We start from the raw sequence: 24,951 nt of genomic DNA on the forward strand, positions 1-24,951 counted from the left end.
TTTGCCGCGCGCAATGACCAGGTTGCGATCGTCGCGCCCTATTTCCGCGAGAGCTTTCAATTCGCCGGGGTGAAGAGCGAGATCGATGTCAACGCCCCTCCGGCCGACTATCGTGGCAAGCGGCTGGCGGTCGAACTGGACTCGATCCCCGACTTCTACCTGATCGGTACGGCGGGCGGGATATTGGCCAAGAATGTCATCCATTTCCCCAATGGTGCCGATGCGGTGCTCGCCGTGACCGACGGGCGCGCGGACGCCGTGCTGGCAAGCCGGGCGCAGATCGAAGCCGTGCTGCACGATAGCGGCACCACGACAGTCGCCACCCGGACCATGCCGCTGCCCGCCTTCGCATCGGCCGGGTGGGACATCGGCATGGCGGTGAAGGAAAATAGCCGCAATCTGGGCGACGCAGTGGAAGCGATCCTGGCAACGATGCGCGCATCGGGCGAACTGGAAACGATCTTCACGGCGCATGGCGTGCGTTACAGGCCTGCGCTCGCGGCGGGTTGAGCGGCCTGCTCTTGCCCAAATCCGAACGAGGGGATGGCCGCATAGAATGAAGGCGCGACCCAAGGTCCAATTGCTCCGCCAGCCTCACCCCATAATCTGCAGGCCGAAGGCGCCGAGCGCGCCCACAACAGGGAGGATGATCATGAAAGGGCGTTTCACACGTTCGCTAACCGGTGCCGTCACTTTGGCGCTGTTGACGGCCGCGGCACCGCTGGTCGCTCAGGGGCCGACCGATGCGGATTTGATGGCCGATGCGACATCGACCGGCGATGTGCTGACCTATGGCATGGGGCCACAGGCGCAGCGTTTCAGCCCACTCACCGCGCTCAATACCCAGACCATATCGCGGCTGGTGCCCGCCTTTGCCGCATCCTTGGGTGGCGAAAAGCAGCGGGGGCAGGAATCGCAGCCTCTGGTCTATGACGGCACCATCTACGTCACCGGCTCCTATTCGCGCCTCTATGCCTTCGATGCGCGCACCGGCGAGGAAAAATGGGAATATAATGCCCGCCTGCCCGATGGCATCATGCCCTGTTGCGATGTCGTCAATCGCGGTGCGGCCATCCATGGCGACAAGATCATCTTCGCGACGCTCGACGCACGGCTCGTCGCCCTCAACCGGCTGACCGGCAAGGTCATCTGGAACAAGCAGATCGCCGATTACAAGGCGGGCTATAGCGCCACCGCCGCCCCGCTGATCGTCAAGGGCATGGTCATCACCGGCAATTCGGGCGGCGAATTCGGCGTGGTCGGCGCAGTGGAGGCACGCAATGTCGATACCGGCGAGCTGATCTGGCACCGGCCGGTGATCGAAGGGAATATGGGCACCCTGCGCGGCAAGGATAATGGCATTACCGGCAAGCTCAACGCCAGCTGGCAGGGCGACATGTGGAAGACCGGCGGCGGGGCGACCTGGCTCGGCGGCACTTATGACCCGGAAACCAACCTTCTCTATTTCGGCACTGGCAACCCGGCCCCCTGGAACAGCCATTTGCGCCCCGGCGACAATCTCTACAGCGCCTCGACGCTGGCGATCGATCCTGAAACGGGCGTGATCAAATGGCATTATCAGACCACGCCGCATGACGGCTGGGATTTCGATGGCGTCAACGAATTCATCCCCTTCGATGCCACGATCAACGGCAAGCCGATGAAATTGGGCGGAAAGGCCGACCGCAACGGCTATTTCTTCGTGCTGGACCGCACCAATGGCAAATTCATCAGCGCCAATAAATTCGTGATGCAGACGACCTGGGCCGATGGCTATGACAAGAATGGCAAGCCCAAGGTGATCCCGGCGGGTCGGCCCGGCGCGCCCGACGGCACGGAAAAAGGCAAGAGCGTCTTTTCTTCTCCATCCTTCCTGGGCGGCAAGAACTGGATGCCGATGGCCTATAGCAAGGATACAGGGCTGTTCTACATCCCGTCGAACGACTGGGGCATGGACATCTGGAACGAGCCGATCGCCTATAAGAAGGGGGCGGCCTATCTGGGGGCGGGCTTCACGATCAAGCCGATCGCCGACGATCATATCGGCGCGCTGCGGGCGATGGACCCCAAGACCGGCAAGATCGTGTGGGAATATAAGAATAAGGCACCGCTATGGGGCGGAGTGCTGACGACCGCAGGCAACCTGGTCTTCACTGGCACGCCGGAGGGCTATCTCAAGGCGTTCGATGCCAAGACCGGCCAGGAATTGTGGAAGTTCCAGACCGGGTCGGGCGTGGTCGGATCGCCTGTCACCTGGGAACAGGATGGCGAACAATATGTCGCCGTCATGTCCGGCTGGGGCGGCGCGGTGCCGCTATGGGGTGGCGAGGTCGCCAAGTCCTTCAAGGATATCAACCAGGGCGGATCGCTCTGGGTGTTCAAGCTGCCGAAATAAGGGAATAGCTGCTATGATCGTCATGGGGCGCGGGAATTATGCAGGCCAAGCAGGCCGTCTTGCCGTGCCCCCGATCATGGTCGATCGTCATGGGCAGGGGGGACGGATGCAGGGGGATGATGGCGACCTGATGGCGGACGAGGTCATGATGGAGCGAGTGCTGATCATCGACGATCATCCGCTGGTCCGCGACGGGCTGCGCAGCGTCATCGCCATCACCTTCGACGGCTGTGCGATCTTCGAGGCGGCGAGCATGGAGGAGGCGCTGACGACGCTGGACAAACAGTCAAATTTCGATCTGATCCTGCTCGACCTCCACATTCCCGACGTCAAGCGGCTGGACGGACTGCGCCTGTTGCGCAGCCGTTTTCCGATCCTGCCCGTGGTCATGATATCGGGCGCGTTCGACCGCGCGATCGTGCGCGAGGCGCTGACCGCCGGGGCGGCGGGGTTCATCCCCAAGTCGATGAAGCGCAGCGCGATCGTCGATGCGCTGCATCGCGTGGTGTCCGGCGAAATCTACATGCCCGACGCGATCGAGGATGGTCCGCAGGAAAGCCCGGAGGAGGCCGATATCCTCAACCGCATCGGTAGCCTGACGCCGCAGCAGCGGGTTGTGCTGACGCATCTGGTCCATGGCCGCTTGAACAAGCAGATCGCCCATGACCTGAGCGTATCGATGACCACGGTGAAGGCGCATGTCTCCGCCATCCTTCAGAAATTGCATGTATTCAGCCGGACCCAGGCGGTGATCCTGGCCAACCGGGTGCGCTTCGACGGCGATAATTAGGCGATCAGTCCAGGATCGTTCGGAGCAACGCGCGCAGCTGCGCTGGCTTCACCGGCTTGTTCAGCAACGGCGTCGCGGTGGCCGCCAATTGGGTTTTCAGCGCCTCGCCGCGGTCGGCGGATATCATCACGGCGGGCACTTTGACGCCGAAATGATCATGCAGGCGGTGGATCACGGTATCGCCCGTTTCGCCATCTTTCAGATGATAGTCCACCAGGATGATGTCGGGCCGCGCCCCATCGGCGAAGAGCAAGGCGGCCTGATCGAACCCGCCAGCCGTTGCCACCGCACAGCCCCAGCCGGTCAGCAGCGTCCGCATGCCGGACTGGATCTGGCGTTCATTGTCGATCACCAGCACGGAAAGATTGCGCATCGGCCGATCGCGGGACGGCGGCGCGCGGTCGGGATCGTCGTCGCGCTGTTCCTGCCCGATCGGCAGGGTGATCGCGAATGTGGCGCCTTCGCCCGGTGCCGACCGCAATGTGATGGGATGGCCCAGCATGTCGCTGGCCCGTTTGACGATGGCGAGGCCCAGCCCCTTACCCTGACAGCGTGTGTCCAGCCGCAGAAATTCCTCGAAGATCAGCGCCTGCTTGTCCGCCGCGATGCCGGGGCCGGTATCGGTGACGCTGATTTCCACCCCCTGATCCGTCGCCGCGCAGCAGACCCGTACGGATCCGCTGGGGGTGTAGCGAATCGCATTGGAAATGAAGTTCTGAAGGATGCGGCGCAGCAGCCGGACATCGGTTTCGACCCAGAGAGGCTCGGCTATGATCTGAAAGCCGAGGTGCGCCGCACGGGCCATCGGCGCAAATTCCACGTTCAGCGTCTGCAACAGCCGGTCGATACGGATATGCCCGATTTCCGGCTGGATCGCGCCCGCGTCGAGTCGCGAGATTTCCAGTAACGCCTCCAGCAGATCTTCGACCGAATCCAGCGCCGTCGACGTCTGGTTGACCAGCGCGCGCGTCGGCAGCGCAAGCCGCCGGTCACCCAACGCCGCGACGAACAGCCGCGCGGCATTGAGCGGTTGCAACAGGTCATGGCTGGCCGCTGCGAGAAAGCTGGTTTTCGACAGGTTCGCCTTTTCCGCCGCGATCTTGGCTTGCGTCAATGCGGCTTGCACCGCCCGCCGCTCGGCCACTTCGCCTTCCAGCTTGCGATTGAGTTCGACCAGTTCGCCTGTGCGTTCCGACACACGGCGTTCCAGCGTTTCGGCCGTTTCCTGCAAGCTCGCCTGCGCACGCAGCATGTCGGTGACATCAATGAAGCCGAAGACTTGACCGCCGTCCGCCATGGTCTTTGCCCGGATTTCGAAATGCCGCTGGCCAGCAGCGCACCGGCGAACGATCGTTTGATTGTCGGCATGCCCCCCGCGCCAATCGAGACAGCCGCCATCGTCCAGCCCCAGCGTGTCGCGACACCAGCGGACCAGATCGCCATGGCTGGCCAGTGCGCTCGCAAGATGATCCGGCAAGGCAAGCAGGCGGCGCAGCGCTTCGTTCCAGGCCGCCAGTTGCCGACGATTGTCGAACAGGCACACCCCCTCCGACAGATTGTCGAGCGTCGCCTGAAGCACGACATTGCGTTCGGCCAGTTCGCGCGCGCGGGCGCGGGCGTCCTCCGCCTTGGCCTCGGTTATATCGGTATAGATGCCGACGATGCCGCCTTCGCTGGTGCGCAATTCGTTGATCTGGATCCAGCGGCCATCGGCGAGCCGCTGCACCTGCGCGCCATCGACAATGCCATGTTTGGCCAGCCGGTCGGAAACCCAGCGGTCGGGCGCGACCTGTGCCCCGGCCGGGCTTTGGCTATGCGCCACGATCCGCGCAATGTCGTGGAAGGTCACGCCTTCGTCCAGATGGTCTGCCACTTGAGGCCAGAAGCCGAGATAGGCTTCGTTATGGAGGACCAGCCGATCCTCCGCATCGAACAGCACGAACCCCTCGTTGATCGATTCGATCGCATCGCGCAGGCGCATGCGGGCGGCATCGACGCGGGCATGGGCATCGCTCAGGTCCGCATTGGCCTTCGCCAAGCGTCCAAGCGCGTCTTCGAGTTGGACGGTTCGATCCCGCACCTTCGCCTCCAGCGAGATCGCGGTTTCAAACATCGAAAAGGCGTTGGCCGACATGTCGGTCGACCGTTCCACGCGGTCCATCAACGCGCTGTTGATCTTGCGCAGTTTGCGGTTCTCCTCGCGCAGACGCGCGACTTCGCTATCCGCGTCCGACCGGGTGCCATCCTGCGTCATTTTCCGATCGCAAGCCCGCTGAACGTCTGGTTCACATGGAGCGCATGATATTGTTCGCCATAGGTGTTGAAGCCAACGACCCGATGCCGCGCATAAAGGGCGGATACGTCCCGGCTGATCTGCCGTTGTTCCGCATCGATCCGGTTCAGCACGCAATCGAAGGCGATGATCCGATCCACTTCCCCGACATGGACATCGATGTCCTGGAACAGGGCTTCCATGCCGGCGATACGGTCCACCGGCTCGCCGATCGTCAGCACGATGCCCTCGTCGATGGCGCAGTAGAAGCTGAGGCTCCCGTCAGGGTTGGCGCTCTGGATCGATCGGACATGATATTCCCCGCCCGCACGGACCATCGGCGGATGGGCGGCGAAGAACGTCGTCCCCAGCGCTTCGCCGGCATGACCCGCCAACCGCAGATATTCGGCTGCGGCCGGTTCGGCATTGATCTCCGTCACGATCCGTTCAGGCGAGTTCGCGCCGGTAATTACCATCTTCCGGTCGCCCGGCCGATAATGCTGCGCCTTGAACACATGTATCGCCCGGCTCGTGGACAGGATGGCAATGACCGCCGCGCGGGCGTGAAAGCGCCCCCCATCGAATATCGCCGTCTGGCGAAAGGCCAGGTCGTCGCCCGAAGAGCCGCCGATCAGCGGAATGTCGCCCAAGGCGTCCTGGATCGTCATGGTCAGCAATTCTTCGCGATGCGACAGGCCGTCCACCAGGAACAGGGCGACATGATTGACGCTCTCGCCCAGCGCCCGGCTGTCGCGTTCCGCCCGTGCCGCAAGCGCGCGCACCTGTTCGCGCGCGGCTTGGGGATCGAAATTATCGATGTCGTCGAAACAATGGGACGTCATGCGGAAGCTGTCGGCGGGAAAGCCGATGATGGTCAGGCTGTCGCTGTCATAACCATTGCCGGTCAATTCCCCCGAACTGGTGCAGCCGATCACCGTCATACCCTCGCTATGCCGGTTGATCGCCCGCGCCAGCCGGTCGCGATCATAGCGGTGCGAACAGAAGATCATCGCACCGGCCAGCGGCTGTGCGCCCAGCGTCTCGCCCAGTTCTGCCATGGCCTCGAACGGATCATCGGCATGGGAGGAGGCAAACCCTATCCCCGCCTTCAGGATGTCTGTCGTCGCCTTGCCCCTCATCCCGCTGCCTTGTCGTCTTTATGGCAATATCATGCGCAGGGATGATCGATATTGTCACCCGAAACCCGACGCTTTTCGCGCTTTGGACCGGATATGTCGTGCAGAAAGGGGCAAGCGTATCATCGCTTGCCGGAACGGCTGGTCCGCGTCGCGCAATCAGCCGCCGCGCGCCGGTTCTCCGGCGGCCTCCAGCAGCGCCGACTCGCTTTCGCTAAACAGGCGCGAGCGGACCAGGAACCGCAGGCCTTCGGGGCTTTCCAGCGACATGCCCGCCCCCCGGCCCGGCACGACATCGATGATCACCTGCGTATGGCGCCAATAGTCGAATTGCGCGGCGCCGATCCATACCGGCACATCGCCTGCAATCCGCCCCAGCAACACATCCTGCGCCCCGACTCGAAATTCACCGCGCAGGAAACACATCGGGGCGGACCCGTCGCAACACCCGCCCGATTGATGAAACATGAGCGGCCCATGCAGCGCCGTCAGACGAGTGATCAGGGCGTCCGCCTGCGGGGTGGACAGGATGCGTGCCGGAAGCGATACCATCGTCTGTCTCCGCCAAAATGAAGCGGCAGGCATCCCATGATGCCCACCGCCGACCTTCAGAAGAAATCCATTCCTTTAGAAGAAACCCAGGGCCTTCGGGCTGTAGCTGACCAGCAGATTCTTCGTCTGCTGATAATGGTCCAGCATCATCTTGTGATTTTCGCGCCCGATGCCCGACTGTTTATAGCCGCCAAAGGCCGCATGGGCGGGATAGGCATGGTAGCAATTGGTCCACACCCGACCAGCCTGGATGCCACGGCCCATGCGATAGGCGCGCGTCCCGTCGCGGGTCCATACGCCTGCGCCCAGACCGTAGAGCGTGTCATTGGCGATCGCCAGCGCGTCGGCCTCATCCTTGAAGGTGGTCACTGCCAGTACCGGCCCGAAGATTTCCTCTTGGAAAATCCGCATCTTGTTATGGCCCTTGAGGACGGTGGGCGTTACATAATAGCCCTGGCTCAGATCGCCCTCATGGCTGGCGCGTTCGCCGCCGGTCAGCACCTGCGCGCCTTCTTCGCGACCGATGGCGATGTAGGACAGGATCTTTTCCAGTTGGTCGTTGGACGCCTGCGCGCCGATCATCGTCGATGGATCGAGCGGGCTGCCCTGCTTGATCGCCTTCACCCGTGCGATGGCGCGCTCGATGAAACGATCGTAGATCGATTCCTGAATGAGCGCGCGGCTGGGGCAGGTACAGACTTCGCCCTGGTTGAGCGCGAACATGGCAAAGCCTTCCAGGCATTTGTCGAAATAATCGTCGTCGGCGTCCATCACGTCGGCAAAGAAGATGTTGGGCGACTTGCCGCCCAGTTCCAACGTCACCGGGATCAGGTTTTCCGACGCATATTGCATGATCAGGCGGCCGGTCGTGGTTTCGCCGGTAAAGGCGATCTTGCTGATCCGCTTGCTGCTGGCGAGCGGCTTGCCCGCTTCGACGCCAAAGCCGTTAACGATGTTGAGCACGCCGGGCGGCAACAGGTCGCCGATAATCTCCGCTAGCACCAGGATCGACATCGGCGTCTGTTCGGCAGGCTTGAGCACGATGCAATTGCCAGCCGCAAGGGCAGGCGCCAGTTTCCACACCGCCATCAGGATGGGGAAGTTCCACGGAATGATCTGACCCACCACGCCCAGCGGTTCGTGGAAATGATAGGCGATGGTGTCATGGTCGATCTCGCTGATCGAGCCTTCCTGGGCACGGGCGCAACCGGCGAAATAGCGGAAATGGTCGATCGCCAAAGGAATATCGGCATGGGTCGTCTCGCGGATCGGCTTACCGTTGTCGATCGTCTCAGCCATCGCGATCAGATCCAGATTGGCTTCCATCCGGTCGGCGATCTTCAGCAAGATGTTGGACCGTTCGGTCGATGACATCCGGCCCCACGCCGCCTTGGCGGCGTGTGCGGCATCCAGGGCCAGCTCGATATCCTCGGCTGTGCCGCGCGCCACCTGGCACACCACCTGTCCGTTGACGGGCGAAACATTGTCGAAATAGGCGCCCTTCACAGGCGCCGTCCATGCCCCACCGATATAATTGTCATAGCAATCGCGGATGAGGGTGTGGCCGGATAATTTCTCCAGCGCCTGGTGCAGCATCATCATATCTCCTGGGTCAATTTTCGCATTGAAATTCAGGATGTCAGGATGGCAAAGTCGGGGAAGCGCGCAATTAGACCTTTGGTCAATTGCGAGAGACCACGATGATCGCGTCGTCGATGTTAGGGATCAAATGATCCGGCACATTGCTCTGCTCCGCCTTGAGACGGAGGGCGCGCTCCTAGGCGGAAAGCCAGCATGGGGACAACCAAGGCTGCTAACCCCTCTACAGTCGCCCGATAGCGTCGGGATAATGGACCAGCATTGGGCTATTATCGCAAAAAGACAATCTCACATGCTATCAACCCAAATGTTGGTTGCTACGAACCGACACCCGGAAAACCTCTAAAAATCAAAGGTTTTTGAAAATAACTGGCGGAGAGGCAGGGATTCGAACCCTGGGTACCCTCTCGGGCACGCCGCATTTCGAGTGCGGTGCATTCGACCACTCTGCCACCTCTCCGCAGAAGGTCCGCCGGGCCGATGGCCGCTGCGTTCCTGGTCGAGCGGCGGCCATTAGCGAATGAAATCGCGCTTGCCAAGCGGGGTTTCCGGGTTTTTTCTTGTGTCGGCGTTGAACCACCCTAAATTGGGGATATGAGAAACACGATTCAGATTTTCGGCGCTGGCGTCACGGCCCCGCCGATCGTCCATTCCCGCTTCAGCATTGGCGACGTGGTCCGGCACCGCATGTTCGGCTTTCGCGGCGTCGTGTTCGATATCGACCCGGTCTTCGCCAATAGCGAGGAGTGGTATGAGGCCATCCCCGAACATGCCCGGCCCGACAAGCAGCAGCCTTTCTATCACCTGCTCGCCGAAAATGGCGAATCCAGCTATGTCGCTTATGTCAGCCAGCAGAATTTGGTCACCGACGATAGCGACGAGCCGGTCGACCACCCCGCCATCACCGGCATGTTCGGTGCCTATGCGGACGGTAAATATCGCCTGCGCCCGCTCCATCGCCATTAAGGGCGCCGCCGCGCTGCTGCTGGCGCTCGCGCTGCCTGGCATTGCGCACGGGCAGGTGCAAGGCGGACAGGCGGAAGGCGGGCAGGCGCAGGATCGGCCGCCCAATGCCGATCCCAGCTTCCCCTTCGCGCGCGAGATCGAGGCGTTCGCCAAGGCCAATGCCGCAAGTCCGCCGGTCGAGGGCGCGACACTCTTCCTGGGCAGTTCCAGCATTCGCCTGTGGGACATAGCAGGCAGCTTCACCGACATCCCGACCGTCAATCGCGGTTTTGGCGGGGCCAGCACGCCCGATGTGCTGCGCTATTATCGACGGCTGTTGCCTCCGACCAAGCCGCGCACGATCATCGTCTATGTCGGCGAAAATGATCTGGCGGCCGGCGCCAGTCCTGACAAGGTCGCCGCCGACATCCTGACCCTTCTCAAGCGGCTGCGCAACGACTATCCCCGCGCGCCCATCGCCTTCCTCTCGCTCAAGCCCAGCCCGATCCGCTGGACGCTCTGGCCCAAAATGGCGGCGATCAACCAGGCCGTGGCCGCGCGCGCGACGGCGGTGCGCTTCACCTATCTCGACGTCGGCCGCCTGCTATTGGCGCGCGACGGCCTGCCCGACGCCTCGCTCTTTCGCGCCGATGGCTTGCATATGAAGCCCGAAGGCTATCAACGCTGGACGCGGCTGGTGGACAATTGGCTCGATCGTGTCGCGCCCGCCACCGCTGCGGCGGAAAAGGCCTCCTGACGGCCCCAATTGCACTTTCCGATTGATCCACGACCAAGCAACATTATTACCAAGCCCAAGCAACAAGCACGAAGCCAAGGGGATATAGGGTGACAACGGACAAGCCACAGGCTAGCGGGATGGCCGAACTGACGCTGCGCGGCGTCATCCTGGGCGCGCTCATCACCCTCATCTTCACCGCAGCGAACGTCTATCTCGGCCTCAAGATCGGGCTTACCTTCGCGACGTCCATCCCCGCGGCGGTCATCTCGATGGCGATCCTGCGCCTGTTCGCCACTGGCACCATCCTCGAAAACAACATTGTCCAGACCATCGCCTCGGCGGCGGGGACGCTCTCGGCGATCATCTTCGTGCTGCCGGGCCTGGTGATGATCGGCTGGTGGCAGGGCTTTCCCTATTGGCTGTCAGCCTGCACCATCGCCTTGGGCGGCATATTGGGCGTCATGTATTCCGTGCCCTTGCGCCGCGCGCTCGTCACCGGCTCCGACCTCCCCTATCCCGAAGGCGTCGCGGCGGCCGAAGTGCTCAAGGTCGGCGCAGGATCGCGCGCGGGCGCGGAAGAAAATAAGCGCGGCCTGTCCGCCATTCTGCTCAGCGCCGTCGCCGCCGCTTCCTTCACCATCATCGCCAAGACCCGGCTGATCGCCGAGGAAGCCGCCACCTTCTTCCGCTTCGGCACCGGCGCGACATCGATGTCGACCAGCTTTTCGATGGCGCTGATCGGCGTCGGCCATCTGGTCGGCCTGTCAGTCGGCGTCGCCATGTTCGTGGGGCTGGTGATCAGCTGGTTCGGCATCGTCCCCTTCCTCACCGCGCCCGTACCCGCAGGCGCTGATCTCGCCACCATCGTCGGCGACACCTTCCGCACCAAGGCGCGCTTCATCGGCGCGGGCACCATCGGCGTCGCGGCGATCTGGACCCTGCTCAAGATTCTCGGCCCCATCATCGGCGGTATCCGCTCCGCCCTCGTCGCCAATGCAACGCGCAAGGCGGGCAATGCCGGACTGCTGGAACTGACCGAACGCGACCTCCCCATCGGCATCGTCTTCGGCACCATCGTCGCGTCGATGCTGCCGATCGGCGTGCTGCTCTGGATCTTCGCGCAGGGCGGACCGATCGCGGCCAACCCGGTGCCGGTCATCGCGCTGACGCTGGCCTATGTGCTGGTGGCGGGCATCGTCATCGCGTCGGTCTGCGGCTATATGGCCGGGCTTATCGGCGCGTCGAACAGCCCGATTTCGGGCGTCGGCATCCTCGCCGTGCTGGGCGCATCGCTGATGCTCGCCGCCATTTACGGATCGGGCGGCGACCCGGATCGCAGCCAGGCTTTGGTCGCCTACGCCCTCTTCACCACCGCGATCGTGTTCGGCATCGCCACCATTTCCAACGATAATCTTCAGGATCTCAAGACCGGCCAGCTCGTCGGCGCGACGCCATGGAAGCAGCAGATCGCGCTGATCCTCGGCGTCCTCTTCGGCTCGCTCGTCATCCCGCCGGTGCTGGACCTGTTGAACAGCGCCTTCGGCTTTGCCGGGGCACCCGGTGCCGGGCCGAACGCCCTGCCCGCCCCGCAGGCAGCGCTCATCTCTGCCCTCGCCAAGGGCGTATTGGGCGGCGATCTCGACTGGGGCCTGATCGGCATCGGCGCGGGCATAGGCGCGGTCGTGGTACTGGCCGACGAATTGCTGGGCAAGGCGGGCAAGCTGCGCCTGCCGCCGCTTGCGGTCGGCATGGGCATCTATCTGCCGATGGCGCTGACGCTGCTGATCCCGGTCGGCGCGCTGATCGGCCATCTCTACAATCGCTGGGCGCTGCGCCAGTCCAATCCCGAATTTGCCGAGCGCATGGGCGTATTGATGGCGACCGGCTTCATCGTCGGCGAAAGCCTGTTTGGCGTCGCCTTCGCCGGCATCGTGGCCGCGACCGACAGCGACACGCCGCTCGCGCTGGTAGGCGAAAGCCATTGGGCCGTGCCGCTTGCCATCCTGATCTTCGCGGGCGTCATCGCCGGCCTCTATGCCCGGCTGCGCCACTGGGCGAGCGCGCCGCTGACCTGATCCGTTCAGCCGCGCGACAGCCGGACGCGGATACAAATCGGTTCATCGCAGGAGGATAAGAGGATCGGGATGATGGGCAAGACGCGCTGGATGACGGGATCGCTGGTGGCCCTTGGCCTGATGCTCGGCAGCGTCAGCGCCGCCGAAGCGCGCCCTCGCTATGATCGCGGCTGGGGCCATCATCATCGCGACCGGGGCAATGGCTTCGGCTTTGGCGATGCGGTGGGCGTCGCCGCGCTGATCGGCGCGGTCGCGATCGTCGCCTCCTCCCTGTCCAAGGACAAGCAGGCCGCCCGCGGCAACGCGCCCTATGCCGATGATGATGCTCCACCCCCGGCCACCGGCACCGACTATGGATTGGACCGCCAAGGCGCAGCCCCCGGCGAGGAGGATTTTTCCGACGTCGTCGGCAACCCCGACGCTATGGCAGACGCCTGCGCCCTCGCCGCCCGCGACGAAGCGCAAAACCGCGAGGGCGGCTATGCCGAAATCCGCGCCATGGACGAGCCGCGTCCCACCCAGGGCGGCTATAATATCGACGGCGAAATCGAAACCCGCGCCAGCTATCGCGCCACCACCGGCACCACCCGCCGCTTCACCTGCGCCATGCAGGACGGCCGCGTCGCAGAGGTCTATCTCAGCCGCGACGTAGCCGCGCGATAGGGCCGCGCGCCTTCGCTTTATCCTGTCCTCCCGCCCATCGCTGGTCTAGCATTTTTGCTGAACCAAGAGAGTGGCTATTGATGACCTTATTTCCAGCGCAGAACGCGATCATCGTCCTTCCACGGATCGCCTGACCCATGACCGAACACACACTGCCGCGCTATGCGCTGGCCTTTGGACTGGCCGCGTTGGCCGGGATGGTCGATGCGTTGGGCCTGCTCAAGCTGGGCGGCCTGTTTGTGTCCTTCATGAGCGGCAATTCGACGCGGATGGCGGTGGGCATCGCCGGGGGCACGGCCATCGCCGGCCTGGCCATCGGCCTGATCGGCGCCTTTGTCGGCGGCGTGTTCGGCGGGGCGTTGATCGGCAAGCTGGCGGGCCGCTGGCGCAAACAGGCGGTGTTGGCGGCAGTGCTGGGCATGTTGATCCTCGCCGCCCTGGCCGTTGGCCGCCGGGGCGACGCCATCACCTTCCTGATGGCCGCCGCGATGGGGGCCGTGAATAACGTGTTCCAGCGTGACGGTGAGGTCAGCATCGGCGTCACCTACATGACCGGCGCGCTGGTGAAACTCGGCCAATCCTTCGCGCTCGCCCTGACCGGCGGCCCGCGCTTTGGCTGGCTGCCCCATCTGCTGCTGTGGCTTAGCCTGGTGCTGGGCGCGATCATCGGCGCAGCCCTGTTCGCACGCCTCGACCTGTCCGCCCTGTGGGTGGCGTGCGGCTGGTGCGCTGCCTTATGGGGCTTCAGCCTCTATCTCGGCCCGCTCGGTGGGACGGTGACAACGCGATAGCAGGTGCCGCCAGTTTTGGGGGGCATCCTGACTATCAGGTCAAGCCCGGCATGACGGCAACATCTACACCTCTCCCGTCTTCGCGGGAGAGGCTACGGAGACTTGGCAGCTTGCTGCCTAGTCGATGTCGGTGAGGGTCTTGCTTGGAGTGGTAGACAGACCCTCACCCTCCCACGCCTTCGGCGCGGGCCCCTCCCTCTCCCGTGAAGGCGGGAGAGGGCGCACCAAAAACACCCCGCCCCTTTCCTATTAGGATTTTCTCTGGTCTATCCTTCCAGATGAAACTGCGCCTACCACCCTCCCCCACGCTGGCACCGCCCCGAATTGCCCCATATGCGGCGCGCAATCGTCGCGTGACTGTCGCGCGACGGTCGCGTCGTCGTCGTGCCCCTGTCGCGTCGCCGCGCCTCCACCGGGGCCTTCCCACGGCTTTACCGGCACGATTGGTCCAAATCGCTCTGCGACACCGTGAACTTCGGCCCTGTGACCTTAAACGCCGCGCCCCTCGACACCCGCTTGGCATTCGCCAGCCATCGCTATAGCGGGACCAGCATGTCCACCCCGCCCGCCCCCGCACGCACCGCTGCGATCTTCTTCATCCTGGTGACGGCATGGCTCGACGTCATGTCGATGGGCATCGTCATTCCGGTGCTACCGCAACTGATCGAGCAGCTTTTCGGCGCGACCAGTGCGGCGGGCCTGTGGAACGGGCTATTCGTGGCGCTGTGGGCGGGGATGCAATTTCTTTGCTCGCCGGTGATCGGGTCATTGTCCGACCGGTTCGGGCGGCGGCCCGTCATTCTGGTGTCGGTTTGCGGGCTGGCGCTCGACTATGGGCTGATGGCGCTGGCGCCGAGCCTCTGGTGGCTGGCGGTGGGGCGCATCCTCGCCGGGATCACCTCGTCCAGCTTCACCTCGGTCTTCGCCTATATGGCCGACATCACCGCGCCCGAAGATCGCGCCAGGGGCTATGGCCTGATCGGCGCGGCGTTCAGCGGCGGTTTCGTCGCCGGGCCGCTGATCGGCGGGGTGCTCGGCGAAATATCGCTGCGCGCGCCCTTCTGGGCGGCGGCGGGCCTGTCGGGCCTCGCCTTCCTCTACGGCCTGATCGTGCTGCCCGAATCGCTGCCGCGCGACAAGCGCATGGCGTTTAGCTGGCGGCGCGCCAATCCGTTCGGCGCGCTCCGTCTGCTGCGCTCGCACCCCGAACTCTCCAGCCTCGCGACCGTCAATTTCCTGCTCTATTTCGCCCATCACCTGTTTTCGGCGGTGTTCGTCCTCTATGCGGGCGACCGCTATGGCTGGGGCGCATGGCAGGTCGGCACCCTGCTGGCGCTCGTCGGCCTGATGGACATGGGGGTGCAGGGGTTGCTCGTCGGCCCCGTGGTCAAGCGGCTGGGCGATCGGACCACGATGGTCGTCGGCCTGTCGTTCGGCGCGGTCGGCATTGCAGCGATGGGCCTTGCGCCGACGGGGTGGCTGTTCGTCGCGGCCATGCTGCCGAACGCGCTCTGGGGCCTTGCCATGCCGACCCTCCAGTCGCTCATGACCGGGCGGGTGTCGGAAAGCGAACAGGGCCAGTTGCAGGGCGCGAACAACAGCGTCGCCAGCATTGCGGGCATCGCCTCGCCGCTCTTCTTCGGCGCGGTCTACTCCGCCTCGGTCGGCTCCGCGCCGATCCTGCCCTTCATCGGCAGCGCCTTCCTGATCGCCGCCGCCGTTCTGGCCAGCGGCGCGCTGCTGGGATGGACAGCCGGGCGCGGCGCGCGCGCACCTGTGCTGGACAAGGACGCGACAGGACAGTAACCGGACGCGAATCCCTATCCCTCGGACTGACAAAGGCGATTCTATGACGCTGCCCCTTCAGGATTCCATCCTTATCGTGGACTTCGGCAGCCAGGTGACCCAGCTCATCGCCCGGCGCGTGCGCGAAGCCGGCGTCTATTCCGAAATCGCCCCGTTCAACAGCGCGGCCGAGGCCTTTGCCCGGATGCAACCCAAGGGCGTGATCCTGTCGGGCGGGCCATCGTCGGTCATGTGGGAGGACAGCCCCCGCGCACCACAGGCGATCTTCGACGCGGGCGTGCCGGTATTGGGCATCTGCTATGGCCAGCAGACGATGATGCAGCAATTGGGCGGCAATGTCGAAGGTGGCGAGAGCGGCGAATTTGGCCGCGCCTTCATCGAGGTGAAGAAGAGCTGCGCGCTGTTCGACGGCCTGTGGAGCGAAGGCGAGCGCCATCAGGTGTGGATGAGCCATGGCGACAAGGTGACGCAGCTCGCCCCCGGTTTTGAGGTTGTCGCGACCAGCGAAGGTGCGCCCTTCGCCGTGACCGCGAACGAGGCCAAGCGCTTCTACGCCACCCAATTCCATCCCGAAGTCGTCCACACCCCGGACGGCGGCAAGCTGCTTGCCAATTTCGTGCGCCATGTCTGCGGCCTGGCGGGCGACTGGACGATGGCGGAATTCCGCGCGACCAAGATCGCCGATATCCGCGCGCAAGTCGGCGAAGGCCGAGTCATTTGCGGACTGTCTGGCGGCGTCGATAGCGCGGTGGCTGCGGTGCTGATCCACGAAGCGATCGGCGACCAGCTGACCTGCGTCTTTGTCGATCATGGCCTGATGCGGCTGGGCGAAGCCGAACAGGTGGTCAGCCTGTTCCGCGAACATTATGGCATCAAATTGGTCCATGTGGAGGCGGAAGCCCGCTTCCTGGGCGGCCTGGCGGGCCTCACGGACCCCGAAAAGAAGCGCAAATTCATCGGCGGCGAATTCATCGCCGTGTTCGAGGAGGAAGCCGCGAAGATCGGCGGCGCGGATTTCCTGGCGCAAGGGACGCTCTATCCCGACGTTATCGAAAGCGTCAGCTTCACCGGCGGGCCGTCGGTCACGATCAAGTCGCATCATAATGTCGGCGGCCTGCCTGACCGCATGAACATGAAGCTGGTCGAGCCGTTGCGCGAACTGTTCAAGGATGAAGTGCGCGTGCTGGGCAAGGAACTGGGCCTCCCCGACATTTTCGTCGGCCGCCACCCCTTCCCCGGCCCCGGCCTCGCCATCCGCATCCCCGGCGAAGTGACCAAGGAACGCTGCGATATATTGCGCAAGGCCGACGCGGTCTATCTGGAGGAAATCCGCAATGCGGGCCTCTATGATGCAATCTGGCAGGCGTTCGCCGTGCTGCTGCCGGTGCGGACCGTCGGCGTGATGGGCGACCTTCGCACCTATGACAGCGTCTGCGCCCTGCGCGCCGTCACCTCGACCGACGGCATGACCGCCGACATCTACCCCTTCGACGCCGCCTTCCTGAGCCGCGTCGCAACCCGCATCATCAACGAGGTCAAGGGCATCAACCGCGTCGTCTACGACTATACCAGCAAGCCGCCCGGCACGATCGAGTGGGAATGATCCGGGCGGCGGTCAGCATCTGACCGTCATCCCGGTGCCGGGCAGTCCCCGACCCGCTTGCCGGTCAGGTCATGGGTGGTGCGCAGCACCGGTTGCCCGCCCTGCATCTTGGTCATGGTGGTGCCCAGCGTCATGGTGTCGGCGGTATAATTGCCCTCCGCCATGATTTCCGACGTGCCCGCCCCCGCCTTGCAGGCCAGCGTCACGATCAGCCGGCCATTCCGAGCCAGCTTGTCCTTAAATGTGCAATCCGTACCCTCCGCACCGGCAAGCGCGGCGACATCGGGCACACCGTCGGGCGCGATCGCGATGCAGATCTTGTCCTCGCTGACCTGGCGCAGCGCTTCCTGATATTGCGCCGGGGTGACGGTCGGGGTGTTGTAGCCGGTGGTCTTGCGGGTCAATATCCACTCGCCCGCGCGCATCAGGATCGGTGCCGCTTCGGCCTCCGGCGCTGGTGCCGGTTCCCCGCCACAGCCGCCAAGCCCCAGCATCATCGCAAGCGGCAGCGCCGCCAAAAGGCTCTTGTCCATATCCTCTCCCCCGTTCTTACGTGTCGGAACAGGGCCAAGGCTCTACCCGTCGGGCATAAAGCGCAAGTGGAAATGCGCAGCGCTTACTCCGCCGTGCAGTCCGCCCCGATCCACTTGCCCTCCGACCGCGCCTTCATCGCCATGGCGGTGCCGTCGGGGCCGCCCGCCATCTGCATGTCCATGTCCATCGCATAGCTGTCGGACGCATAGGTGCCCGCCATCGTCGCATTCATCGTGCCGCCATCGGCCTTGCACGACACCTGCCCCTTCACCGTCCCGCCGCTGACGGCAAAGTCCTTGAAGGCGCAGTCCTTATTATCCTGGCCCGCAAACATCTCGCCGCTGGGATTGGCCGCTTCTTCAGGCGTGACGCAATATTTGAGCGCGGTCTGGCTCATCATGCTCTTCATCTGATCCTCCATGCCCGCGGGCGCGCCCGGCATTTTGGACAGGTCAATATCCTGGATGGTGAAGCGCCCCTCCCACTGGCCGGGCTTCAACTGCACCTTATCGACCGCGGCCTTCACCTCTTCGCGGCTCATGGCGTCAGTGGCCGCGATATTGCCGGTCGTCTCGCCCGGCTTGTCGCCGCAAGCAGCCAGCATCAGCAGCGCCGTGGCGGTAATCCCAAAAGCCTTCGTCATCGCATTTCCCCTGTTCGCGCGCGGTGGCGGCCCGTTGTTTTCGAGAGCATATCAGGCCGAAGCGACATTTCAAATTCTTAGGCGGTATCGACGCCTCACAATATCGTTCTTGATTTGTTCTGCGTTATTTGTTACATCTACGACAGCAGATCGGGGGGTGTGCGGATGAAAGAGACAAGCCAACAACATAGATTAACGGCCTTCAACCTCTACCTACGTACTGGTCGAAGAATGGATTCTCCACCTCCTCCTGTGGAGATGAAATTCAACCCCTGGCATGATGAAGAGGACGGACGCTTCACCTTCGCCGGGCAGGGGCGCTATTTTCCGGCTGGTGGTACGCGGGGCGTTGTGCCGCCAAGGGATCGGAATCGTCGGGTCGTTCGCGCGGATGACAACGGGATGCCCGATCGCCGTCCGAATCGCGCCGATTATCCGGGCAACCATTCGATCTATATGGTGCAGTCAGGCGATACGCTGACCCAGATTGCCGCGCGCCGAAAAGGGCTGACCGTGCGCGATCTGGCATGGCTGAACCAGCATCCGCTCGATCGGCCGCTCCGCATCGGCCAGCGGATCAAGCTGCCGCATCAGGCCTATCTGGATGCGGGGCAGGCAGCCAGAACCAAGTTTCTGGCGCTGGCCCATTATATGGACACGCATGGCGGGAAATTGCCGCCCGACCCGGCCAATCCGCCTTCGCTGGAAAGCCAGATACTCGACACCAACTGGCGCAAGGAGACGAAGAATGGCTATGATTTCCATATCGATGTCATTGCGCGCAATCGCCGGACCTATGGCGGACTGTCGCTGGCCGCTTCCCCTGTGCGATCACGCCATAGGCAGGCACAGGCGGGTAAGCCAGACCGTCTTGCCAACGACGATGGCGGCCATTTTATCGCTGCTCGTTTCAACGGTCCCCGCGACAGCTTCAACCATTTCGCCCAGAATTCCAACTTCAACCGCGGCAGCTATCGCGTCATGGAAGATTCCTGGGCCAGGGAATTGCGCGCCGGGCATAAAGTGTTCGTGGATATCAAGCCCCTCTATGAAGGAACTTCGCAACGGCCCTACCAGCTCAATGTCATCTGGGAGATCGATGGCAAAAAATTCAGAAGGAAGTTCCCGAACGAAGCGAAAGGCGCCGAAGATGGCAAAAGATAAGTTCGACATTCTGGGGCCGCTTTACAACGAGATCGGCGTGGAGCTGGTCAATATCGTCGGCAGCGATCCCGATGGCATTTTCCTCTACGTTGAAGTCGGCGACCGATGGATCAGCCCCAATATCTTCAAGGATGAAGGGCATCAGATTCGAAATCTCGACGACACCGAGGCTCTTTCCGACCTTCTTTGGAAAGCCTGGTATGCCGAATCGGATGAAGGCGGCATCAAGCGCTGGTCGATCCTGGAATATGAGATCAAGGACGGAAAGTTCGAGATCAACTACCGTTATCCCGACGAGGTGGATGTCGAAGTAATCGATGACGAACGCCGTCAGGCCGCTCTGCGTGCGCGTTTCGGCAGCAAGCCTGTCGTCTATCCACCCATGCCGAAGGGCGCAGTCGAGTTGAAGCCCTGACGTCAATTGCGTCCTGACGCGAAGCCCCCATATTGCCCCCATGGCCATTCAGATCCGCACAACCCTCGACGAACCCGATACCGGCACCAGTTTCGTGCCGCACCGCCCGGCGCGGCCGGAAAAGAGCGAGGGGGGACGGCGCTTCACGCTGGTCAGCGATTATGAACCGGCGGGTGACCAGCGCACCGCGATCCCCGAACTGGTGGAGGGCGCGCTGGCGGGCGAGAAGGATCAGGTGCTGCTGGGCGTCACCGGCTCCGGCAAGACCTTCACCATGGCCAAGATGATCGAAGCGTTGCAGCGCCCTGCCCTGATCCTAGCACCCAACAAGATTCTCGCGGCCCAGCTCTATGGCGAGTTCAAGAGCTTCTTTCCCGACAATGCGGTCGAATATTTCGTCAGCTATTATGATTATTACCAGCCCGAAGCCTATGTCGCGCGGTCGGACACCTATATCGAGAAGGAAAGCTCGGTAAACGAAAGCATCGACCGGATGCGCCATTCAGCGACGCGATCGCTGCTGGAGCGGGACGATGTCATCATCGTCGCGTCGGTCAGTTGCATTTACGGTATCGGCTCGGTTGAAACCTATTCGGCCATGACTTTCTCGATGAAGAAGGGCGGGATCGAGGATCAGCGCGAGATCATCCGCAAGCTGGTCGCGCTCCAATATAAGCGCAACGATGCGGGTTTTTCGCGCGGCAATTTTCGCGTGAAGGGCGACAATCTGGAGATTTTCCCGTCGCATTATGAAGATACAGCCTGGCGCATATCCTTTTTCGGGGACGAGATTGAAGAGATTGTCGAGTTCGATCCGCTGTCGGGGCGCAAGGTTGCGAGCCTCGACTATGTGAAGATCTTTCCCAATAGCCACCATGTCACCCCCGGCCCGACGCTGAAACAGGCGATGGAGGCGATCCGCCATGAACTGACCGAGCGGCTCAAGGAACTGGAGGCTGAAGGCAAGCTGCTGGAAGCGCAGCGGCTGGAGCAGCGGACCAATTTCGACCTGGAGATGATCGCGGCGACCGGAAGCTGCGCGGGGATCGAAAATTATTCGCGCTTCCTGACCGGCCGCCTGCCGGGCGAACCGCCGCCGACCCTGTTCGAATATCTGCCCGAAAATGCGCTACTGTTCGTCGATGAAAGCCACCAGACCGTGCCGCAGATCGGCGCGATGGCGCGCGGCGACCATCGGCGCAAGATCACACTGGCCGAATATGGTTTTCGGCTGCCGAGTTGCATCGACAACCGGCCGTTGCGCTTCAACGAATGGGATGCGATGCGGCCGCAGACGGTCAGCGTTTCCGCAACGCCCGGCAATTGGGAAATGGAGCAGACGGGCGGCGTGTTCAGCGAACAGGTCATCCGCCCCACCGGCCTCATCGACCCGCCGGTCGAGATCAAGCCGGTCGAGGATCAAGTCGATGACCTCATCAACGAATGCCGCAAGGTCGCCGCGCAAGGCTATCGCACGCTCGTCACCACCCTGACCAAGCGGATGGCGGAGGATCTGACCGAGTTCATGCACGAGGCGGGCTTGAAGGTCCGCTATATGCACAGCGATGTCGAGACGCTGGAGCGAATTGAGCTGATCCGCGATTTGCGGCTGGGTGTCTATGACGTGCTGATCGGCATCAACCTGCTGCGCGAGGGGCTGGACATCCCCGAATGCGGCCTGGTCGCGATATTGGATGCAGACAAGGAGGGCTTCTTGCGCTCCGAAACTTCGCTCATCCAGACGATCGGCCGCGCGGCGCGCAATGTCGACGGGCGCGTGATCCTCTATGCCGATCGCATCACCGGCAGCATGGAACGGGCGCTGGGCGAAACATCCCGTCGGCGCGAAAAGCAGGAGGCCTATAACCTAGAGCATGGCATCACGCCGACCACGATCAAGCGCAATATCGGCGACATCATCGCCCATGTCGCGTCAAAGGATCAGGTCACAGTCGACACCGGCGACGCCGACCGCCCCCACATGGTCGGCCACAATCTGCGCGCCTATATCGAGGATCTGGAAAAGAAGATGCGCGCCGCCGCCGCCGACCTGGAGTTCGAAGAGGCCGGGCGCATCCGCGACGAAATCCGCAAGCTGGAAGCCGAAGAACTGGGTCTGCCGCACGAGCAGCAGGTTGCGGCGCCCAGGGGCCGCGCGACCGAGGGCAAGCCGGGCACGCGGAAATTGCGCTACGGTAAGACGCAGAAGAAATTCGGGCGGTAGCCTCAACTGTCTCCCGGCTTAGTCTCCGTCAGAGATAAAGCTCGCCACCATTTCGGTCCTGGCGCGGTCGATGGACCATAGACGGCCTTTCTCGACCGGATCCCAGTCGATCGCTTGGCCTGGTGTGGCAATGCCGATGGTGCGGCGCAGTTCCAGGCGCGATCCGGCTTCGGGTAGCGCCAGTTCATATATTTCCGGCCGATCATGGCCGGTCGCATAGAGGCGACCATCATTGCTCCAGCTAAGGCCAGAGCAACTGAACGGCGCAAAGCGCGCCAGCACGTCGACCGGAAAGGTCCATGCCGCTTCCTGCCGGAAGGCATCGTCCAGCCGCGCCAGCAGCGTGTAGCGATGGTCCCGGTTCGGCTCGCCGCCCTTGCCATCATAATTGGCATAGACCGCCCACCATTTGCCATCATGCCGGTCGAGCGCGGTGAGCGAACCGGGGCCAAAGCCCAGGCTGATCGTGCGACTGTGGCGCATCGTGCGAGTGTCGAAAATCTCGATGGCGCTGGTCTGGGGCAGCTGTGGATAATTTGACGCGGCGCAGACCAGGTCATGCCCCGCGACGGTGCAACTGTTCATGTGGGGGAACAGCCGTCGCTCCCCCTGCCATTGGGCGACCCGCTCGCCGGTGGCGATACGGTATTTGCCGATTCGGTCATTGTCGATGGCATAGAGATGCGTGCCGTCCGATGCGACGCCTTGCCGCGCTTCCGGCGCCGCCATGCGCAGTATGACGGGAACGGGTGGCGGCGATGGCACCTCGGCCATCGGCTCTGCCCCTGCCGGGACAAGGCCGAGCATCAGGCTCGCGAGGATCAGCAGGATAAAGGGCATGAGGGGGGCTTCCGATTGCATCGACCAGCCGATCTAGACCAGCATTATAACGGTTGCGTGGCAAAGGTCGCAGCCATTGTGCCAGGCGATGGCGGTGCCAGGAACATCTGATGGGTGCCCGAAGGCAAGGAGACGGCACGATAGCCATGCGATCGCGCCCAATCGATCAGCACCGCATCCAAACCGCGAGGAAAGGCCGCCGTGGGTTTGCCTTCACTGCCCGTCAGGATGATGGCGGGCGGCTTCGCATCCAGATCCGCTTCGGCAGATAGGATGGTCGTCGCATGAAAGGCCCGCGCCTCATCGCGTGTCAGGATGTGGCGCGTGCGGAACAGGAAAGGCCCGGTCACGAAGCGGCGATCGATCGACAGCGCCGCATCCACCGACCGTTCCGGCGACAGGGTAACGATCGACCCGGACAGGCCGGTCGAAGCCACGATGCGATCCACTGCACGCACATCCTGCATGATCCCCTGAACCGGACTGTGGCCCGCCAGCATATTGGCCGCTGTCTTTGTCGCGGTCTGTGCCACGCCTGCGACGATGCCCAACGCGATCAGGGCGCGGCCAGCGCGACGATGCCAGAAGGGCGCGTCGGTCAACAACGCAAAGCGAAGGAAAAGCGCAGGCAGCAAAGGCCCCAGATATTGGACATAGACCGGTCGCGGCAGCCAGGCGGCCACCAGCCCAGCGACGATCATCATATCGAGCAATCGTTCGACCGGCGTGCGGCGCCGGGTGACCACCAAAGCAACCGCGACCAGCGCAATCAGGCCGCAGCCCTGCGCCAGGAAGCGGGCAAGCCGCATGAGGCTCTTCGGCCCGCCGACCATGGCGGCCTTCTCATTCCAGGCGCGCCACTCGAACGGGGCCTTCAGGCTATAGTCGATAATCCCGAACCAGGCCGCGTCCGGCGCCAGCAGGGCCAGCGCCATCGTCGGCAGACCGCCCAGCACGCCGCCCAGAGCGAGCAGGCCGACTCTGCCCGCGCCAAGCGTCCGCCAGTGCCATAGCGCAAACAGGCCGACGGCGGCGGCCGGAAGGCCATAGCTGATTTTCGCCGACGCGGCCGCCCCCAGCAACAGCCCGGCCAGCAACGCCATCCACCGCGCACGGTCATTCTGGAGCAGACCGATCATGGCGGCCAGCCCGGCCGTCATCAGCAACACGGGCAGCGCATCGTTGCGCGCAACACTCCCGGCGAACAACAGCATATGGCTCGACAATAAGGCCACCGCAGCGATGGCTGCCGCCCGGTCGGACGCACCCGCCCGCCGCGCGGCGATCCACAGACAGACACTCGCCCCCAGCGCGAGCAAGGCATTGATGGCGCGCAGTGTCGGAAAGAGCCACCCCTCCGCGATCCACGCCAGCGGCGCGAACAGCAGTGGTTGCAGGGGCGTCTGGAGATAGGCGAAGTCGCGATAGGGCAAGCCGAAGCGCATCATCGCAACCGCGCCGACATATTGCCCCTCGTCATGATCGATCGGGCGGAACGCCGCCACGGTCAACATCAGGGCCGCGATCAGCAGCAACAGGGCAATCCGCAATGGCATAGGACTTGCGCCTACCAGCCAAGCCGCGCGCGGGCCATCACCGCGCGCGCCTGGTCGGTGGCGCGCAACGAACCGGACAGGTCATCGCGCGCAAATGTCCCGCTGACCAGATTGTCCGGGTCGGTCATATGCAGCGACAGGGTAATCGGTCGCCCGCCGACCGCAGCCAGCGCATAATCGACGCCGGCCTCGACCCGCACGGCGCGCGG

At 63.4% G+C, this 24,951-nt stretch carries 21 protein-coding genes, 1 tRNA gene and 1 pseudogene; 13 read left to right on the forward strand and 10 right to left on the reverse strand.

Annotated features, from left to right (window positions below; genetic code table 11):
• The 3 genes from IL54_RS09470 to IL54_RS09480 form a co-directional block, all read left to right on the forward strand.
• Window positions 1-510 (forward strand): substrate-binding periplasmic protein (locus tag IL54_RS09470; RefSeq protein WP_037478259.1); only part of this gene is annotated, 510 nt, incomplete at its 5' end.
• A 142-nt stretch (window positions 511-652) separates the two neighbouring features.
• The gene (locus tag IL54_RS09475; RefSeq protein ID WP_037475093.1) at window positions 653-2,395 is read left to right on the forward strand and encodes a methanol/ethanol family PQQ-dependent dehydrogenase; all 1,743 of its coding nucleotides are present in this window, start codon (window positions 653-655) and stop codon (window positions 2,393-2,395) included.
• A gap of 13 nt (window positions 2,396-2,408) precedes the next feature.
• Window positions 2,409-3,185 carry a response regulator gene (locus tag IL54_RS09480; protein WP_037475094.1) on the forward strand — a complete coding sequence of 259 codons (777 nt, stop codon included), beginning with the start codon at window positions 2,409-2,411 and terminating at the stop codon, window positions 3,183-3,185.
• Between the two features lie 4 nt (window positions 3,186-3,189).
• Here the strand turns inward: IL54_RS09480 and IL54_RS09485 are convergent, their stop codons facing one another.
• The 5 genes from IL54_RS09485 to IL54_RS09505 form a co-directional block, all read right to left on the reverse strand.
• Window positions 3,190-5,439 (reverse strand): hybrid sensor histidine kinase/response regulator, encoded by a 2,250-nt coding sequence (locus IL54_RS09485; protein WP_037475096.1) that lies wholly within the window; start codon window positions 5,437-5,439, stop codon window positions 3,190-3,192.
• On the reverse strand, window positions 5,436-6,596 hold the full coding sequence (locus IL54_RS09490) for an FIST N-terminal domain-containing protein (protein WP_337587981.1): 1,161 nt from the start codon (window positions 6,594-6,596) through the stop codon (window positions 5,436-5,438). The genes IL54_RS09485 and IL54_RS09490 overlap by 4 nt, the downstream gene beginning before the upstream one ends.
• Before the next feature lie 156 nt (window positions 6,597-6,752).
• Entirely contained in the window at window positions 6,753-7,145 is a 393-nt protein-coding gene (locus tag IL54_RS09495) for a DUF779 domain-containing protein (RefSeq protein WP_037475099.1), read from the reverse strand.
• Between the two features lie 75 nt (window positions 7,146-7,220).
• The gene (gene adh, locus IL54_RS09500; protein ID WP_037478263.1) at window positions 7,221-8,741 is read right to left on the reverse strand and encodes an aldehyde dehydrogenase; all 1,521 of its coding nucleotides are present in this window, start codon (window positions 8,739-8,741) and stop codon (window positions 7,221-7,223) included.
• A 373-nt stretch (window positions 8,742-9,114) separates the two neighbouring features.
• A tRNA-Ser gene (locus IL54_RS09505) sits at window positions 9,115-9,204 on the reverse strand.
• Window positions 9,205-9,338: 134 nt separating this feature from the next.
• On the opposite strand from IL54_RS09505, the gene hspQ reads away from it, so the two are divergent.
• The 7 genes from hspQ (at window position 9,339) to guaA (ending at window position 17,366) form a co-directional block, all read left to right on the forward strand.
• The gene (gene hspQ, locus IL54_RS09510) at window positions 9,339-9,710 is read left to right on the forward strand and encodes a heat shock protein HspQ (RefSeq protein WP_037475101.1); all 372 of its coding nucleotides are present in this window, start codon (window positions 9,339-9,341) and stop codon (window positions 9,708-9,710) included.
• Window positions 9,667-10,446, forward strand: coding sequence for a GDSL-type esterase/lipase family protein (locus IL54_RS09515; protein ID WP_037475103.1), 780 nt, complete (start codon window positions 9,667-9,669; stop codon window positions 10,444-10,446). Before hspQ ends, IL54_RS09515 begins: the two co-directional genes overlap by 44 nt.
• A 119-nt stretch (window positions 10,447-10,565) precedes the next feature.
• Window positions 10,566-12,503 (forward strand): OPT family oligopeptide transporter, encoded by a 1,938-nt coding sequence (locus IL54_RS09520; RefSeq protein ID WP_237748942.1) that lies wholly within the window; start codon window positions 10,566-10,568, stop codon window positions 12,501-12,503.
• Window positions 12,504-12,575: 72 nt separating this feature from the next.
• Window positions 12,576-13,166 (forward strand): hypothetical protein, encoded by a 591-nt coding sequence (locus tag IL54_RS09525; protein ID WP_037478265.1) that lies wholly within the window; start codon window positions 12,576-12,578, stop codon window positions 13,164-13,166.
• 137 nt (window positions 13,167-13,303) lie between these two features.
• On the forward strand, window positions 13,304-13,957 hold the full coding sequence (locus IL54_RS09530) for a DUF1275 family protein (protein ID WP_076605490.1): 654 nt from the start codon (window positions 13,304-13,306) through the stop codon (window positions 13,955-13,957).
• A 552-nt stretch (window positions 13,958-14,509) separates the two neighbouring features.
• Window positions 14,510-15,763 (forward strand): TCR/Tet family MFS transporter, encoded by a 1,254-nt coding sequence (locus tag IL54_RS09535; RefSeq protein ID WP_037478268.1) that lies wholly within the window; start codon window positions 14,510-14,512, stop codon window positions 15,761-15,763.
• A gap of 43 nt (window positions 15,764-15,806) precedes the next feature.
• Window positions 15,807-17,366 carry a glutamine-hydrolyzing GMP synthase gene (gene guaA / locus IL54_RS09540; RefSeq protein ID WP_037475109.1) on the forward strand — a complete coding sequence of 520 codons (1,560 nt, stop codon included), beginning with the start codon at window positions 15,807-15,809 and terminating at the stop codon, window positions 17,364-17,366.
• A gap of 26 nt (window positions 17,367-17,392) precedes the next feature.
• Here guaA and IL54_RS09545 read toward each other — a convergent pair whose 3' ends face one another.
• Together IL54_RS09545 and IL54_RS09550 are read right to left on the reverse strand one after the other, a co-directional pair.
• A complete protein-coding gene (locus IL54_RS09545) occupies window positions 17,393-17,899 on the reverse strand; it encodes a DUF3617 domain-containing protein (RefSeq protein WP_037475111.1) in 507 nt (168 codons plus the stop codon).
• Between the two features lie 83 nt (window positions 17,900-17,982).
• Window positions 17,983-18,543, reverse strand: coding sequence for a DUF3617 domain-containing protein (locus IL54_RS09550; protein ID WP_037475114.1), 561 nt, complete (start codon window positions 18,541-18,543; stop codon window positions 17,983-17,985).
• A 258-nt stretch (window positions 18,544-18,801) separates the two neighbouring features.
• Between IL54_RS09550 and IL54_RS09555 the strand changes: the two genes are divergently transcribed.
• Genes IL54_RS09555 through uvrB form a run of 3 tightly spaced genes read left to right on the forward strand, consistent with a single transcriptional unit; the run spans window position 18,802 to window position 22,346 of the window.
• Window positions 18,802-19,707 (forward strand): LysM peptidoglycan-binding domain-containing protein, encoded by a 906-nt coding sequence (locus IL54_RS09555; RefSeq protein ID WP_237748833.1) that lies wholly within the window; start codon window positions 18,802-18,804, stop codon window positions 19,705-19,707.
• Complete coding sequence (locus tag IL54_RS09560; RefSeq protein WP_037475120.1) at window positions 19,694-20,122, forward strand: hypothetical protein; 429 nt, start codon at window positions 19,694-19,696, stop codon at window positions 20,120-20,122. Before IL54_RS09555 ends, IL54_RS09560 begins: the two co-directional genes overlap by 14 nt.
• A gap of 40 nt (window positions 20,123-20,162) precedes the next feature.
• Window positions 20,163-22,346, forward strand: a complete 2,184-nt coding sequence (gene uvrB, locus IL54_RS09565; RefSeq protein ID WP_037475123.1) for an excinuclease ABC subunit UvrB — start codon at window positions 20,163-20,165, stop codon at window positions 22,344-22,346.
• Window positions 22,347-22,364: 18 nt separating this feature from the next.
• Here uvrB and IL54_RS09570 read toward each other — a convergent pair whose 3' ends face one another.
• From IL54_RS09570 to IL54_RS24615, 3 genes and pseudogenes are all read right to left on the reverse strand, one after another.
• Complete coding sequence (locus IL54_RS09570; protein ID WP_443211301.1) at window positions 22,365-23,153, reverse strand: YncE family protein; 789 nt, start codon at window positions 23,151-23,153, stop codon at window positions 22,365-22,367.
• Window positions 23,154-23,230: 77 nt separating this feature from the next.
• Window positions 23,231-24,742 carry a phospholipid carrier-dependent glycosyltransferase gene (locus IL54_RS09575; protein ID WP_052027633.1) on the reverse strand — a complete coding sequence of 504 codons (1,512 nt, stop codon included), beginning with the start codon at window positions 24,740-24,742 and terminating at the stop codon, window positions 23,231-23,233.
• A gap of 11 nt (window positions 24,743-24,753) precedes the next feature.
• Window positions 24,754-24,951: pseudogene (locus IL54_RS24615) on the reverse strand (TonB-dependent receptor domain-containing protein); the annotation flags it as partial.

Source organism: Sphingobium sp. ba1 (genome assembly GCF_000743655.1).
In the GTDB taxonomy this organism is placed as follows: Bacteria; Pseudomonadota; Alphaproteobacteria; order Sphingomonadales; family Sphingomonadaceae; genus Sphingobium.

What these genes read in the sequence shown, in the direction of transcription:
- IL54_RS09475 (WP_037475093.1), top strand. Translation starts at nt 653, where the DNA reads ATGAAAGGGCGTTTCACACGTTCGCTAACCGGTGCCGTCACTTTGGCG.
- IL54_RS09480 (WP_037475094.1), top strand. Translation starts at nt 2,409, where the DNA reads ATGATCGTCATGGGGCGCGGGAATTATGCAGGCCAAGCAGGCCGTCTT.
- IL54_RS09485 (WP_037475096.1), bottom strand. Translation starts at nt 5,439, where the DNA reads ATGACGCAGGATGGCACCCGGTCGGACGCGGATAGCGAAGTCGCGCGT.
- IL54_RS09490 (WP_337587981.1), bottom strand. Translation starts at nt 6,596, where the DNA reads ATGAGGGGCAAGGCGACGACAGACATCCTGAAGGCGGGGATAGGGTTT.
- IL54_RS09495 (WP_037475099.1), bottom strand. Translation starts at nt 7,145, where the DNA reads ATGGTATCGCTTCCGGCACGCATCCTGTCCACCCCGCAGGCGGACGCC.
- adh (WP_037478263.1), bottom strand. Translation starts at nt 8,741, where the DNA reads ATGCTGCACCAGGCGCTGGAGAAATTATCCGGCCACACCCTCATCCGC.
- hspQ (WP_037475101.1), top strand. Translation starts at nt 9,339, where the DNA reads ATGAGAAACACGATTCAGATTTTCGGCGCTGGCGTCACGGCCCCGCCG.
- IL54_RS09515 (WP_037475103.1), top strand. Translation starts at nt 9,667, where the DNA reads ATGCGGACGGTAAATATCGCCTGCGCCCGCTCCATCGCCATTAAGGGC.
- IL54_RS09520 (WP_237748942.1), top strand. Translation starts at nt 10,566, where the DNA reads ATGGCCGAACTGACGCTGCGCGGCGTCATCCTGGGCGCGCTCATCACC.
- IL54_RS09525 (WP_037478265.1), top strand. Translation starts at nt 12,576, where the DNA reads ATGGGCAAGACGCGCTGGATGACGGGATCGCTGGTGGCCCTTGGCCTG.
- IL54_RS09530 (WP_076605490.1), top strand. Translation starts at nt 13,304, where the DNA reads ATGACCGAACACACACTGCCGCGCTATGCGCTGGCCTTTGGACTGGCC.
- IL54_RS09535 (WP_037478268.1), top strand. Translation starts at nt 14,510, where the DNA reads ATGTCCACCCCGCCCGCCCCCGCACGCACCGCTGCGATCTTCTTCATC.
- guaA (WP_037475109.1), top strand. Translation starts at nt 15,807, where the DNA reads ATGACGCTGCCCCTTCAGGATTCCATCCTTATCGTGGACTTCGGCAGC.
- IL54_RS09545 (WP_037475111.1), bottom strand. Translation starts at nt 17,899, where the DNA reads ATGGACAAGAGCCTTTTGGCGGCGCTGCCGCTTGCGATGATGCTGGGG.
- IL54_RS09550 (WP_037475114.1), bottom strand. Translation starts at nt 18,543, where the DNA reads ATGACGAAGGCTTTTGGGATTACCGCCACGGCGCTGCTGATGCTGGCT.
- IL54_RS09555 (WP_237748833.1), top strand. Translation starts at nt 18,802, where the DNA reads ATGAAATTCAACCCCTGGCATGATGAAGAGGACGGACGCTTCACCTTC.
- IL54_RS09560 (WP_037475120.1), top strand. Translation starts at nt 19,694, where the DNA reads ATGGCAAAAGATAAGTTCGACATTCTGGGGCCGCTTTACAACGAGATC.
- uvrB (WP_037475123.1), top strand. Translation starts at nt 20,163, where the DNA reads ATGGCCATTCAGATCCGCACAACCCTCGACGAACCCGATACCGGCACC.
- IL54_RS09570 (WP_443211301.1), bottom strand. Translation starts at nt 23,153, where the DNA reads ATGCTCGGCCTTGTCCCGGCAGGGGCAGAGCCGATGGCCGAGGTGCCA.
- IL54_RS09575 (WP_052027633.1), bottom strand. Translation starts at nt 24,742, where the DNA reads ATGCCATTGCGGATTGCCCTGTTGCTGCTGATCGCGGCCCTGATGTTG.